This is a genomic window from Streptomyces sp. NPDC002853 (genome assembly GCF_053591915.1).
This window is the reverse complement of record NZ_JBSFUS010000015.1, coordinates 144,332-158,205: the sequence shown is the minus strand read 5'-3', so window position 1 is coordinate 158,205 and position 13,874 is coordinate 144,332. Positions and strand designations below refer to the sequence as shown.

At 72.2% G+C, this 13,874-nt stretch carries 11 protein-coding genes; 3 read left to right on the top strand and 8 right to left on the bottom strand.

Translation table 11 applies throughout. The features are described from left to right. Positions 1–97 precede the first annotated feature (97 nt). From ACWD02_RS35990 to ACWD02_RS35980, 3 genes are all read right to left on the bottom strand, one after another. Entirely contained in the window at positions 98–1,255 is a 1,158-nt protein-coding gene (locus ACWD02_RS35990) for an ROK family transcriptional regulator (protein WP_451218906.1), read from the bottom strand. Positions 1,256–1,567: 312 nt separating this feature from the next. Continuing rightward, the gene (locus ACWD02_RS35985) at positions 1,568–2,230 is read right to left on the bottom strand and encodes a response regulator transcription factor (protein ID WP_451218903.1); all 663 of its coding nucleotides are present in this window, start codon (positions 2,228–2,230) and stop codon (positions 1,568–1,570) included. A 14-nt stretch (positions 2,231–2,244) separates the two neighbouring features. Next, positions 2,245–3,459 (bottom strand): sensor histidine kinase, encoded by a 1,215-nt coding sequence (locus tag ACWD02_RS35980; RefSeq protein WP_451218901.1) that lies wholly within the window; start codon positions 3,457–3,459, stop codon positions 2,245–2,247. Positions 3,460–3,567: 108 nt separating this feature from the next. Between ACWD02_RS35980 and ACWD02_RS35975 the strand changes: the two genes are divergently transcribed. The 3 genes from ACWD02_RS35975 (at position 3,568) to ACWD02_RS35965 (ending at position 5,858) form a co-directional block, all read left to right on the top strand. Beyond that, on the top strand, positions 3,568–4,500 hold the full coding sequence (locus ACWD02_RS35975) for an ABC transporter ATP-binding protein (protein ID WP_451218898.1): 933 nt from the start codon (positions 3,568–3,570) through the stop codon (positions 4,498–4,500). 2 nt (positions 4,501–4,502) lie between these two features. After that, positions 4,503–5,240, top strand: coding sequence for an ABC transporter permease (locus ACWD02_RS35970; protein ID WP_451218895.1), 738 nt, complete (start codon positions 4,503–4,505; stop codon positions 5,238–5,240). 75 nt (positions 5,241–5,315) lie between these two features. After that, positions 5,316–5,858, top strand: a complete 543-nt coding sequence (locus tag ACWD02_RS35965) for a hypothetical protein (protein WP_451218892.1) — start codon at positions 5,316–5,318, stop codon at positions 5,856–5,858. Between the two features lie 132 nt (positions 5,859–5,990). On the opposite strand, the gene ACWD02_RS35960 is transcribed toward ACWD02_RS35965, so the two are convergent. From ACWD02_RS35960 to mutA, 5 genes are all read right to left on the bottom strand, one after another. Next, a complete protein-coding gene (locus ACWD02_RS35960; protein ID WP_451218889.1) occupies positions 5,991–7,070 on the bottom strand; it encodes an enoyl-CoA hydratase/isomerase family protein in 1,080 nt (359 codons plus the stop codon). Between the two features lie 349 nt (positions 7,071–7,419). Then, positions 7,420–8,661, bottom strand: coding sequence for an alpha/beta hydrolase family protein (locus tag ACWD02_RS35955; protein WP_451218886.1), 1,242 nt, complete (start codon positions 8,659–8,661; stop codon positions 7,420–7,422). Positions 8,662–8,752: 91 nt separating this feature from the next. Next, on the bottom strand, positions 8,753–9,757 hold the full coding sequence (meaB, locus tag ACWD02_RS35950; protein WP_451218883.1) for a methylmalonyl Co-A mutase-associated GTPase MeaB: 1,005 nt from the start codon (positions 9,755–9,757) through the stop codon (positions 8,753–8,755). Between the two features lie 2 nt (positions 9,758–9,759). Beyond that, positions 9,760–11,976, bottom strand: coding sequence for a methylmalonyl-CoA mutase (scpA, locus tag ACWD02_RS35945; protein ID WP_451218880.1), 2,217 nt, complete (start codon positions 11,974–11,976; stop codon positions 9,760–9,762). Next, the gene (mutA, locus tag ACWD02_RS35940; protein WP_451218877.1) at positions 11,976–13,826 is read right to left on the bottom strand and encodes a methylmalonyl-CoA mutase small subunit; all 1,851 of its coding nucleotides are present in this window, start codon (positions 13,824–13,826) and stop codon (positions 11,976–11,978) included. Before mutA ends, scpA begins: the two co-directional genes overlap by 1 nt. Positions 13,827–13,874: the final 48 nt, after the last annotated feature.

Sequence of the window (13,874 nt, the reverse complement as noted above, 5' to 3'; positions counted from 1 at the left end):
ATGCGGCGGTGCGGCGGTGCCGGGATTCACCGCGGCCCGGAGCGCCGGGCTTCCTGAGCGCCGACTCGATGTGGTGCCGCGCGATTGGTGCGGTGTTTCAGCGGCGTGCTGTGACCGTTCCCTCGACCGCGAAGAGCTGCTCTTCGACGTGGTCGAGGGCGAGCCGCAGCGCGCCCGTCGCGACGGCCGCTTCGCCGAGCATCGACAGGGCGACCCGGGGCGGCCGCAGGCAGTAGCGTGCCAACTCGCGGCGCAGCGGCTCCAGTACGCCGTCCAGGCCGGCGGCCCAGCCGCCCACGACGACCAGCTCGGGATCCAGGGCGAGCACCAGCGCCGCCACGTCGTGCACCAGGCGCTGGATGAACCGTTCGACGGCCTGTTGCGCCCGTTCGTCGCCCTCGCGCGCGTGGGCGAAGACTTCTGCCACCGCCTGCTCGTCGAGCGGGTGCAGGGGCTCGTCCGTGGTCGAAAGGAGCGTCTCCGGGGTCACGTCACGCCCGAGAAGATGCAGCGCGCCGATCTCCCCGGCGGCGCCGCCGTAGCCGCGGTGCAGCCGTCCGCCGATCAGCGCACCGGCGCCCGGACTGAGCCCCGCCAGGACGAACACCACGTCGTCGGACTCGGTCGCCGCCCCCTTCCAGTGCTCGGCCACGGCCGCCGTGTTCGCGTCGTTCTCCACCAGGACCGGGCACTTGAAGGACCGGCGAAGGCGCTCTCCCAGCTGCAGCCCCGTCCATTCGGGCAGCGCGGTGCCCAGCCGGACCGTGCCGTCCGCCTCCACGATGCCAGGGCTGCCGACGCCCACCGCGCGCAGGGAGCTGCGGGCGATCCCGCCGCGGCGCAGCAGATCGGCGACCGCCATGCGCAGCCGCTCCAGGCGCTCGTCGGCCGGGGCCGTCTCGTCCACGGCCTTGGCGGCCGAGCCCATCACGCGGCCGTCCAGATCCGAGAGGACCGCGGCGACCCGGTGCGGGCCGATCTCCAGGCCGAGCAGATGCCCCGCCTCGGCCCGGAAGCGGAACCTCCGCGCGGGCCTTCCCTGGCGTCTGGCCGCGCCTTCCTCGGCAGCGGTCTCCACCACGAGCCCGGCCTCGATGAGCCCCTCGACGACGCCCTCGACGGTCGGCCTGGAAAGCCCCGTCACCCGGGTGATCTCGGTGAGTGTCGCGAAGTCCGCCGCACGCAGCGCGTGCAGCACCACCGCGGAGTTGATCCGCCGCAGCAGAGAGGGATCCCCGCCGGTCAGCCGCCCCAACGTCCGTCCTCCCAGCTCGTGCGCATGATGGGCGGATCGTACTCGCCGGGGCCGACCGCTGCGAGCGCCGGGCCCACCTGTGACACAGAGTGCCGGTCAGGCGCGGCTCATCTCGGGGCGTCTCCCGTGCCGCGTTGCCGGTCGTCCCGGGGGGGGCCATAGTGTCCGCCCCCCCCGCTCGCCCGGTGCAAGGAGCGTCGCGAAAACGGCACGCAGTTTGCCCGCGGTCTCCCGGGAGGACATGCCGACGAGCGCGCCCAGCTCGGGACCCCGTACATCGCACCCATCACCCGCCCGAGGTGAGCCGACCCCTCACCCGGGCGCCACGAATCCGGATTCGTACGCGGCGATGACCGCCTGCGTCCGGTCCCGGGCGCCCAGCTTCGCCAGCACGGAGCTCACATGTGACTTGACCGTCTCGGTGCCGACGATCAGCTCCGTGGCGATCTCCGCGTTCGACAGGCCGCGTGCCATGAGGCGCAGCACGGCCGATTCGCGCTCGGTGAGCGCGGCCCGGTCCAGGGCGTCCCTGGCCGCCGCGTTCCCGGGCCGCCGCCCGTACTCGCCGGCCAGCTGCCGTACCGCCGCGGGGAACAACAGTGACTCGCCCTCCGCGACCAGTCGGACGGCGTTCACGATCTCCGCGGGGCGGGCGCGCTTCAGGAGGAAGCCGTCGGCACCCGCGCGCAGCGCCTCGTACACGTACTCGTCGTTCTCGAAGGTCGTCACGACGAGGATCTTCGGGGGATCCTGCACGGTGCGCAGGACCGCGCGCGTGGCCTCGATGCCGTCCAGGAGCGGCATGCGGACGTCCATCGCGACCACGTCCGGACGCAGTTGGAGCACGAGCGGAATCACCGCGGCGCCGTCGGCCGCCTCACCGACCACCTCGATGTCGGGCTGCGCCTCCAGGACGGCGCGCAGTCCGGCCCGTACGAGGGGCTCGTCGTCGACGAGGAGGACGGTGACCGGCATCCGGTCAGCCTAGATCACCCGAGCGGCAACTCGACGTGCACCTGCCACTCGCCCTCGCGGGGGCCCGTGGTGGCCCGGCCGCCGAGCAGCGTGGCCCGTTCCCGGATGCCGCGCAGCCCGCTGCCGCCACGTCCGGTGGCCTCTCCTCCGGTGGGCAGCGGGTTGCATACGTAGATCTCCAGGGCCGCCGCGTCGACCGCGAGCCGCACCCGTACCGGAACAGGACCGCAGTGCCGCAGCACGTTCGTGAGGCCCTCCTGGAGCATGCGATATGCCTCGCGGGACACCGGGCCCGGCACCCGTTCCAGGGGACCCGTCACCTCGATGTCGACCTTCGCCCCCGAAGCGCGCGCGGAGTCCAGGAGTTGGCCGGCGTCGGCGAGCGTGGGACGGCGGCTCGCGGGCTGTCCGTCCTCCCGCAACACGCGCAGGACACGCTCCAGGTCCTCCAGGGCGGCACGGCCCGTCTCCTCGATCGCGCCCAGCGCGCGGTCGGTGAACTCCGGGTCCGCCGCGGCCCGCGCGGCCCCCGCCTGGACGACCGCGACGGTCAGCGCGTGCCCGATGGAATCGTGCAGCTCGCGGGCGATGCGGTTGCGTTCGAGCAGCTGCTCGGTGCGCTCCTCCAGGGCGGCAAGGCGCTCCTTGGGGGAGGGGCCGAGCAGCCGTCGCGCGGCCGCCGCCATCAGCCGGCCCGCCACCACGGCGAGCGCGAGGAGGATCAGCAGCGGAAGCGGGGCGAGCAACGCGTTCGTCCAACTCGGGGCGGGGAGGGGGAGAAGCACACCGGGGTCCTCGCCGGGGTCCGTCACCGACCCGAGCAGGGCCAGCATGGTCCCGAGCAACTGCACCGTGCAGAATGCGGCCGCGGCCCCGGCCTCGAGGCGCAGCACGAGCCACACGGCCGTCCTGCCCCGGTCCCGCCAGGACGCGGAGGGAGCGACGGACACGCCGGGATCCTCGTCGCCACCCGGCACGCGCGCGTGCTGACCCGGAAACAGCATCAGTCGGGCCTGCAGTCCCTCCGCCCGGCGTATGGACGGCAGGACGCCGAAGGCCGCCACCAGCGGGACGGGCTGGAGAGCGATCAGGATCCAGTCGGAGAACGAGGGGTCGCTGAGCCCGGGGTAGATGAACGAGATCATCAACGGGATGGCCGCGCCGATGAGCAGGTGCAGCCAGCGCGTGTAGGTCACCGCGCGGGTGAGCGGCCGGAGGAAGCGGGACATCGCGCCATCGTGCCAGCCACCTGCCACCGCCCGGCTCCCCCATGAGGGGGAGACGCGATCCCCTGGCGGGGGAAGCCCCACCGCGCTCCCGGCCGCCAGTCTGGGCCCATGACCAGCATCGATGTCCAAGACCTCAGCAAGGAGTACGGCACCACCCGTGCGGTGGACGGTCTGACCTTCACCGTCCGCCCGGGGAAGGTCACCGGATTCCTCGGCCCCAACGGCGCGGGCAAGTCCACCACCATGCGGCTCGTCCTCGGCCTTGACCGGCCCACTTCGGGTACGGCGACGGTGGGCGGCCGCTCCTACGCGGCCATCGACGAACCCCTGCGCCACGTGGGGGCCCTGCTCGACGCCCAGGCCGCGCACGGATCGCGTACCGCACGCAACCACCTCCTCGCCCTCGCCGCCGCCAACCGCATCCCCGCGCGGCGCGTGGACGAGGTCCTCGAAGAGGCCGGGCTCGCCACCGTCGCGGGGCGCCGGATCAAGACGTTCTCCCTGGGCATGCGCCAGCGCCTGGGGATCGCGGCCGCGCTGCTCGGCGACCCGCGCGTCATCATGCTGGACGAGCCGTCCAACGGCCTGGACCCCGAAGGCATCATCTGGATCCGCGAACTCCTCCGCCGCCTCGCCCGCGAGGGCCGGACGGTCCTCGTGTCGAGCCACCTCATGAACGAGACGGCCACGTTCGCCGACCACCTGGTGGTCCTCGGCCGCGGAAAGCTGCTCGCGGACACCTCGATGGCGGACTTCATCGCGGCACACAGCAGCCCCCGAGTGCGGCTGCGCACCCCGGAGAGCGACCGGCTGCGGGGCCTGCTGCGGGACAAGGGATACGCGATGACGCCGGGGGAGGGCGACCGCTGGACCGTGGACGGCGCGAAGGCCGACGAGATCGGGTCCATCGCGGCCGGACACGGTATCCCCCTCCTCGAACTCTCCGATCAGCATGCCTCCTTGGAGCAGGCCTACCTGGCCCTCACGGCCGACGACACCGAGTTCGCCGCCGCCCCTTCGACGCCCCGCCAGGAGGCCTGACCATGCAATCGACCGCCGTGCTCCGCTCGGAGTGGATCAAGATCAAGTCGGTTCGGGCGAGCCTCGGTTCGCTCATCGCCGTCTTCGCGGCCACCGTCGCCGTCACCGTGCTCGCGTTCGCCGCGGTCGGCACGGCGGAGGCGGACAACGCCGACTACGAACCGCTCTTCGGCGCCTTCTACGCACTCAACTTCGGCCAGATCGCCGCCATCAGCTTCGGCACGACGGCGATGTCCTCGGAGTACCTGAACGGCGCGCTGCGCATCTCGCTCTGCGCGGTGCCGCGCCGGGGGCTCCTCTACGGGGCGAAGGTCGCGGTGGTGGGCGCCCTGGCCCTCGGTGTCGGGGTACTCACCAGCTTCGTCGGCTTCCTGACCGGCCAGGCCTTCCTGGGGGAGTACGCCATCGGCCTCGGCCACGAGGGTGCCGTCCGGGCGTGCGTCGGCGGCGGCGTCTACCTCGCGCTCATGGCGCTGCTCGCCGCCGGTCTGACCGTGCTGCTGCGCAGCGGGGTCGCCGTACTGAGCGTCCTCATCCCGTTCACGCTCATCGTGTCCTTCGTGGTCGGGGACGTGGCGACCGGCGTCGCGGAGTTCCTGCCGGACCGGGCGGGACAGCAGGTGCTGCACGAGAACCCGGCGGGAACTCTCGGCCCCTGGGCGGGACTTGCCGTCACCGCGGCATGGGCGGCCGCCGCGCTGCTCGCGGGCTGGTGGGCGCTGCGGCGGCGCGACGCGTGAGGCGGGTGTCCGGATGGTGACTTCGGGGGCCTGACGGCGGGCCAGTTGTCAGTGGCGGCCGCTTTACTGGATGCCATGAGTACCGCAGAGCATCTCGCCGCGATCGACCTGCTGCGCTCACGGGAGTTTCCCGCGGAGCGCGGCAGGTCGCCGTCCGGCGTCGGCGGTCCGGGGTATCACATCGCCGAGTTACTGACGAGTGGCGACTTCTGGGATGACGACGGCACGGAGTGGGAGGCGACCTCGGATCAGTACGACGCCGAGCGCGACGCCCTGACGGTCCTGCTCGCCGAGCGCTGGGGAGCGCCGCAGATATTCAGCCTGGCGAGCGTCTTTGAGCGGGCGCAGGGCGATGCGTACGGGGGCGAGGACGACTGGGACGACTGGGGTGAAGACGGCGGGGGCGGGACGGGTGACAGCGGGACGGGTGATGGCGAAGCCGAAGGGGAGGGCGAGGGCGAGGACATACCGGAGCCGTGGGGCTCGCTGAGCTCCTCGGTGCCCGACCTCCACCTGTGGCGGGTCGACGGGCGGTGGATAGCCCTCGGCGTCTCGCAATGGGACAAGGAGCTGCCGTTCCAGCTCCTCGCCGTGGTCACGGAGATCGATCCGCCGTAGCGGGTGCGTGCGGGCATTGCGTGGATGCGGCGCTTCGACACCGCCATGAACGACCGCGTCCGCTCCTCTCGGTGGCCATGGGGGCGACGTCCGCCTCGTGTCGGCGCCGCGGCACGAGGCGGGGTGTCTGGATCAGGGGCGCCGCGGGCCCGAGTCGGTGGCGAGGCCGAGTTCGTCGCCGACGCGCGGCGCGAAGTGGCGGGCCACCTCCGCGTCGCTGACCTGCGTCAGCTCGGCGGGGGACCAGTGCGGGTCACGGTCCTTGTCGATGACCTGGGCGCGGATGCCCTCGACCATGTCCGGCGCGGTGATCGCGGTGGCCGACACGCGGTACTCCTGGTCGAGCACCTGCTCCAGGGAGGCGAGGGCGCGGGCTCGGCGCAGGGCGGCGAGAGTGACCTTCAGGGAGGTCGGCGACTTGGAGAGGATGGTCTCGGCCGTCTCCTTGGCCACGCGGTCACCGGAGTTGTGGAGCCGGTCGACGATCTCCTCGACGGAGTCGGCGGAGTAGCAGGCGTCGATCCACGCGCGGTGGTGCGCGAGTTCGCCGTCGGGCGCGGCGGTGGCGTACTCCGCGACCACCTCGCGCACGTCGGCGTCGCCCAGCGCGGCCGTGAACTCCGCCAGCCGATCCGACGGCACGTAGTGGTCGGCCAGACCACAAGCGATCGCGTCGCCCGCGCCCACCGCCGACCCGGTCAGCGCGAGATGGGTGCCGAGTTCGCCGGGCGCCCGCGACAGCAGGTACGTACCGCCGACGTCCGGCACGAAGCCGATCCCCGTCTCCGGCATGGCGACCCGGGAGCGTTCGCTGACGATCCGCACGCTGCCGTGCGCCGATACCCCGACCCCGCCGCCCATCACGATGCCGTCCATGACGGCCACGTACGGCTTCTGGAAGCGGGCGATACGGGCGTTGAGCCGGTACTCGTCACGCCAGAAGGCCACGGAAGCGGCACCGCCGCCCGCACGGATGTCGTCGTGGATCGACCGGATGTCACCCCCGGCACACAGCCCCCGCTCCCCGGCCCCGGTGAGGACGACGACGCCGACGGTGTCATCCCGCTCCCACCCGGCGAGGGCGTCGTCCATCAGCCGGACCATGGCGTGATTGAGGGCGTTGATGGCACGGGGACGGTTGAGAACGATGTGCCCCGCGCGGCCGTGGGTGCGCAGGAGGACGGGTGCTTCGTCGGAGTCAGCGGTGGACATGGGGCAGGTGGCTCCTTCGACGACGATTGCTTCGGCCGGCCGGCACATGACGGACTGCGCCCGCACAGATCGAATCTACGTCCTGCCTCCGCCGGTCAGCGGAGGGGGCCACGGCCGGGAGGGTGGGGGCCGTATCCTTCGGTCGGCGGCGGCACGCCGTCCATCGGCCCCGGCGCTCCGTACCTCGGGGCCGCCCCGACCGTAGCCCCCTCCGCAATCTGCCTGGCCCGCAAGCGTTCCGCCCAACCCGGAGAGCGTCGAGCGGGACGCCATGCCAGGCCCGCACCCGGGGTGTGGGCCGGGGCAGGATCAGACAACTCAGACATCCGGCAGGACAAGCCAGACCGCTTCAGGGCGAGTGGAAGGTGACCTCCGGGTTGGCCGCTGAGGGGCCGTTCAGCAGGGGGCGGTGCTGGTTCTTGAGGTGCTTGTCGAAGAACGCCGTCGCGTAGCCGGAGGTGATCTCGCCCGACCGCTTGCCGGAGATCGGGGCCGACGGGTCGGTCCTGTTGAGCTGGCTGCCAAGAATCGGCAGGTCGGTGAAGGTGAGGTGCCCGGAATCCGCGACCGTGAGCCAGCGCTTCCAGCCGTGCAGGCGGTTCCACTGGCGCGGCCAAGTGGCGTCCTCGGCCCGGGGGTTGTGGCCCGCGAGGGTGCCGAGCATGAGGACGGGGCGGCCGGTACCCGCGGACGGGACGGGGGCGAAGAACGTGCCGTCCAGGTTGGCGGCGGCGCGAACGCGGCGGTCCGTTCCGGCGGCCACGGCCGCGGCGTTGCCGCCCAGCGAGTGACCGGCCGCCCCGATCCGCCGGGTGTCGACGAGCGCCGCGTAGTCGGGGTGCCGGCGGTCGCCGGGCCGGGGGCGTTCGGTCAGCTCGTCGATGACGAAGGAGATGTCGGCCGCCCGGTTCCGCGCGGCTTTGCCAAGCATCTTCTTCTCTCCGGCGTCGCCGCCCGGCGCCTCCTCGACCTTCTCGCACGCGACACAGGTACGGATGCGCGACGAGCCGTCGCGGCCAGGGAACGCCGTCCCGAAGGATTCGTACGCGTGGTCGACGAGAGCGACGACGTAGCCGTGGGACGCCAGTGTCTCCGCGAGCGCGGTGAGGGTGGCGCGATGCAGCGTGAAGCCCGGCGAGAGGATGATCAGGGGGTGCTTGCCCCCGGCGGGGGTGGCGGCGGCGCGGGCGTTCGTGCGGACGGACGTCAGCTGACCGGCGTTGTACAGCTTGTCCAGCTTCTGCCCCTTCAGGAGCAGTTCGGCCTCTTCGGTCGCCAGGTACGGAGCGCGGTCACCCTCACCCGTGTCCTTCCGGGCCGGGTAGAAGGCGGACACCATCAGCTCCCGTGAGCCCGCCGAGGGCACCCACGGGTCGCGGCGCTCGGCGTCCACGAGGTGGAGGGTGTCCCTGCCGATCTCGTGGGGGCCGGAGGGGCGCGGCAGAGCGAGCTCGGATGCGGTGGGCGAAGGGGAAGCCTCACCTGCCGGTGACGAGCCGCCCTCCTCGGCGCAGGCCGCCACGGACGGGGTGGCAAGGGCGAGGGCCAGAAGAACGGTGACGGCGCTGCGCCGCGTGCGGATTCTGTTCATGCCCCGGAGAATATGGACCGCGCAGACCCCTCCGGCAGCGACGAAGGTGTGGAGTAACCCCCTACTTTCGTAAGGGGTTTCGGGCAGGGCCTCAGGCCGACTGGCCTCCGCCTCCCTGGAACGCCTCCAGAATCCGCTCGGCCGCCGTCGTGGCCGTCAACGTGCCCTCGCGCACCCGCTGTTCGAGGTCAGGGGCGAGGTCCCGAACCCGGGCATGCCCCCGCAGCCGGTCCAGGAGTTCGTCCCGCACCATCGTCCACGTCCAGTCCACCTGCTGATCGCGTCGCTTGGCGGCGAGGCGGCCCGTCGAGTCGAGGAGCGTACGGTGCTGCTCCAGGCGGTCCCAGACCTCGTCGAGGCCGCTCGACTCCCGGGCGCTGCAGCTGAGCACCGGGGGAGTCCAGGCCGCGTCGGCGGGGTGCATCAAGCGCAGAGCGCCCGCGAGTTCACGCGCCGCCGATCGCGCGTCGCGCTCGTGCGGGCCGTCCGCCTTGTTGATGGCGAGGACGTCCGCCAGTTCCAGGACACCCTTCTTGATGCCTTGGAGCTGGTCGCCGGTACGGGCCAGGCTGAGCAGCAGGAACGAGTCGACCATGTTCGCGACCGCCGTCTCCGACTGGCCCACGCCCACCGTCTCCACGAGCACCACGTCGTAGCCCGCCGCCTCCATCACCACGATCGACTCGCGCGTCGCCTTCGCGACCCCGCCGAGCGTCCCGGCCGTGGGGGAAGGGCGTACGAACGCCGCCGGGTCGACCGAGAGGCGTTCCATCCTCGTCTTGTCGCCGAGGATCGAGCCGCCCGTACGGGTCGATGACGGGTCCACGGCGAGCACCGCGACCCGGTGCCCGAGCCCGGTCAGCATCGTGCCGAGCGCGTCGATGAACGTCGACTTGCCCACACCGGGCACCCCGCTGATGCCGATCCGCCGCGCCCGCCCGCTGTGCGGGAGCAGCTGGGTCAGCAACTCCTGTGCCAGAGCCCGGTGCTGCGGCCGGGTCGACTCGACGAGGGTGATGGCGCGCGCGATCTGCGCGCGCTTCCCGTCGAGCACACCCTTGACGTACGCGTCGATGTCGATCCGCGGCGCCGCCATGCTCACAGCTCGTGGCCGAGGTCGGCCGCCAGCCGCTTCACCAGGTCGTACGCGGCGTCCGGGATCACCGTGCCGGGCGGGAAGACGGCCGCGGCGCCCATCTCCAGGAGTGTCGGCACGTCCTGCGGCGGGATCACGCCACCCACGACGATCATGATGTCCTCGCGGCCCTCGGCGGCCAGCTCCGCACGCAGCGCCGGTACGAGGGTCAGGTGCCCGGCGGCGAGCGACGAGACGCCGACGATGTGCACGTCCGCCTCGACCGCCTGGCGTGCGACCTCCGCCGGGGTCTGGAAGAGCGGGCCGACGTCCACGTCGAAGCCCAGGTCGGCGAAGGCGGTGGCGATGACCTTCTGGCCGCGGTCGTGGCCGTCCTGGCCCATCTTGGCGACCAGGATGCGCGGCCGGCGCCCCTCGGCCTCCTCGAAGGACCCGACGAGCGTGCGGGTGCGCTCCACGGACGGGGAGGAGCCTGCTTCGGTGCGGTACACACCGGAGATCGTACGGATCTGCCCCGCGTGCCGCCCGTACGAGGTCTCCAGGGCGTCGGAGATCTCGCCGACCGTGGCCTTCGCGCGGGCCGCGTCCACGGCGAGCGCGAGGAGGTTGCCTTCGAGGCCCGGACCCGGGTCACGCTCGGCCGCCGCCGTCAGCGCACGCAGCGCGTCCTGGCAGGCCGCCTCGTCGCGCTCCTCGCGCAGCCGCTTCAGCTTGGCGATCTGCTGGTTGCGTACCGAGGAGTTGTCGACCGCGCGGACGTCGATCTGCTCGTCGGTCTCCACGCGGTACTTGTTGACGCCGATGACCGGCTGGCGCCCCGAGTCGATGCGGGCCTGCGTACGCGCCGCGGCCTCCTCGACGCGCAGCTTGGGGATGCCCGCGTCGATGGCCTGCGCCATGCCGCCCGCCGCCTCGACCTCCTCGATGTGCTGCCAGGCGCGCCGCGCCAGGTCGTGCGTCAGCTTCTCGACGTACGCGCTGCCGCCCCACGGGTCGATCGTCCGCGTCGTGCCCGACTCCTGCTGGATGAGCAGCTGGGTGTTGCGGGCGATGCGGGCGGAGAAGTCGGTGGGCAGGGCGAGCGCCTCGTCGAGGGCGTTCGTGTGCAGCGACTGGGTGTGGCCCTGCGTCGCCGCCATCGCCTCGACGCACGTACGCGTGACGTTGTTGAACACGTCCTGCGCGGTGAGCGACCAGCCCGAGGTCTGCGAATGGGTGCGCAGGGAGAGGGACTTGGCGTTCTTCGGGTCGAACTGCTTGACCAGCTTCGCCCAGAGGAGGCGTGCCGCGCGGAGCTTGGCGACCTCCATGAAGAAGTTCATGCCGATCGCCCAGAAGAAGGAGAGCCGCGGCGCGAACGCGTCGACGTCCAGGCCCGCTTCCTGACCGGCCCGCAGATACTCCACGCCGTCGGCGAGGGTGTACGCCAGCTCCAAGTCGGCTGTCGCGCCCGCCTCTTGGATGTGATAGCCGGAGATGGAGATGGAGTTGTAGCGCGGCATCTTCTGCGAGGTGTACGCGAAGATGTCGGAGATGATCCGCATCGAGGGCTTGGGCGGATAGATGTAGGTGTTGCGGACCATGAACTCTTTGAGAATGTCGTTCTGGATGGTCCCGGCCAGCTTCTCGGGCGGTACGCCCTGTTCCTCGGCGGCCACGATGTACAGCGCGAGCACGGGGAGCACGGCACCGTTCATCGTCATCGACACCGTCATCTTGTCCAGCGGGATGCCGTCGAAGAGCTGACGCATGTCGTAGATCGAGTCGATCGCCACGCCCGCCATGCCGACGTCACCCGTCACCCGCGGGTGGTCGCTGTCGTAACCGCGGTGGGTCGGCAGGTCGAAGGCGACCGAGAGGCCCTTCTGCCCTGCCGCGAGGTTGCGGCGGTAGAAGGCGTTGGACTCCTCGGCGGTGGAGAATCCCGCGTACTGGCGGATGGTCCAGGGCTGGTTGACGTACATCGTCGGGTAGGGGCCGCGCAGGTACGGCGCGACACCGGGGTACGTCTCCAGGAAGTCGACGCCCTCAAGGTCGGCGCCCGTGTAGAGCGGCTTGACCGCGATGCCTTCGGGCGTCTCCCACAGGAGGTCGTCGTCGGCCTTGCCGGTGGTCTCCTTGACGGCGGTGCGCCACTGGTCCTTGGAGACCTCGGATTCCGGGGCCGCGGATGAGGCGTCCGGCATCAGGCCGATGCCGGAGAAGTCGGGGATCGCCATTACGCCACTCCCATGTGGTCGAGGGTGGAGGAGAGCACGGACACGGCGTCGCAGCCCGCGAAGACGTACGCGTCGACACCGGGGCGCTCGGCGGGCCGTCCCGCGAGGAACACCCGCCGCGCGCCCGCCGACTTGAGCGCGGCGGCGACCTCGTCGGCCTGCTCCTCGTACAGCGCGTCGCTGGAGCAGAGGCACGCGACCGTGGCGCCGCTGGCCCTGAACGCCTCGGCGGCCGTCGTCGCGTCCACCGTGACCGGGTCGTGCACGGCTTCGATGCCGCCCGCCTGGAAGAGGTTCGACGCGAAGGAGGCCCGCGCGGTGTGCGCGGCGGCCGGGCCGAGCCCGGCGATGAACACCCGGGGGCGGGCCCCCGTCGCGGCGAGGTGCGCGTCCGAGCGGGAGCGCAGGACCTCGTACGCCTCGTCGCGGCGCACCCGCGGCAGACCGCCGGACGCCTCGGCGGGCGGGGCATCGCGCTCGACCGGACGCTCCGACAGGTTCGGGAACTCGCTGACACCGGTGATCGGTTCACGCCGCTTGGCCAGCTTCTCGCTGCGCTTGGCCCAGGTGGCGGCGAGACGCTCACCGATCAGACCGGAGCGCAGCGCCGCGGCCTGGCCGCCCGCGCGCTCGATCTCCTGGAAGAACTCCCAGCCCGCGTGGGCCAGTTCATCCGTGAGCCGTTCCACGTACCAGGAGCCGCCCGCCGGGTCGATCACCTTGGCGAGGTGCGACTCCTCCAGGAGGATCGTCGAGGTGTTGCGGGCGATACGGCGCGCGAACGCGTCCGGCAGACCGAGCGAGTGGTCGAAGGGCAGGACGGTGACGGAGTCGGCGCCGCCGACGCCCGCGCCGAGGCAGGCCACGGTCGTCCGCAGCATGTTCACCCATGGGTCGCGGCGCGACATCATCACCGGCGAGGTCACCGCGTGCTGGCGCTGCGCCCCCGCGTCCGGCGCGCCGCAGACCTCGGCCACGCGGGCCCAGAGCCGCCGGGCCGCCCGCAGCTTCGCGATGGTCAGGAACTGATCGGCGGTGGCCGCGTACCGGAACTCCAGCTGGGCGCAGGCCGCCTCGACCGTCAGTCCTGCCTCGGTCAACACGCGCAGGTAGGCGACCGCCGTGGCGAGCGATGCGCCGAGCTCCTGCCCGGCCGAGCCGCCCGCCTCGTGGTAGGGCAGGGCGTCGACGGTCAGCGCTCGCAGGTTCGGGTACTCCTGGCCGCACAGCCGGGCCAGCTCGGTCGCGGCGGCCGGGTCCAGCCGCTCGCCGGTGCGGGCCTCATGGCCGAGGGGGTCCGCGCCGAGGGTGCCGCGCGCGGAGTCCTTGGGGATGCCCCGCTCCTCGTACAGGCGGAACAACTCGTGGGCCGCGGGCTCGAATTCGGCGCCCGCGTCCATCGCGACCGGCGCCAGGTCGAGGAAGACGCCCTCCAGGGCGCGCTCGATGCCGGAGACCGGGAGCGCGCCGGGGCCGACGCCGAGCCACAGTGAGGTGACGCCGTTCTCCAGGTCCGCGAGCACGGTCTCGTTCGAGGCCGCGGGGTCCGTGGCCGCGTGCCGCTGCCGTACGTCCCAGCCGGCCACGGCACTGCCCGCGGCGGTGCCGCCCCTGACAAAGGGGGCGAAACCCGGGTAACCGGCGTCAGGCGCGGCTTCTCGGGCGGTGTACAGGGGGCGGGTGCTGAGCCCGTCCTCGAGTGCGGTGGACAGCGCTTCTTCGGCGGCCGGCCCCGATACGTCCTTACCCGATTTGCGCAGTACGCCTTCCACCAGGCGCTGCCACTGCTCATGGGTCGCATCAGGGAACTCGGCGGCCAGGGAAAGCCCGTCGTCAGGCAGGACCGTCATGGGCATGATGCTAGGGCGGAAACCCTGGCACTCGGTGCCGTCCAGGGC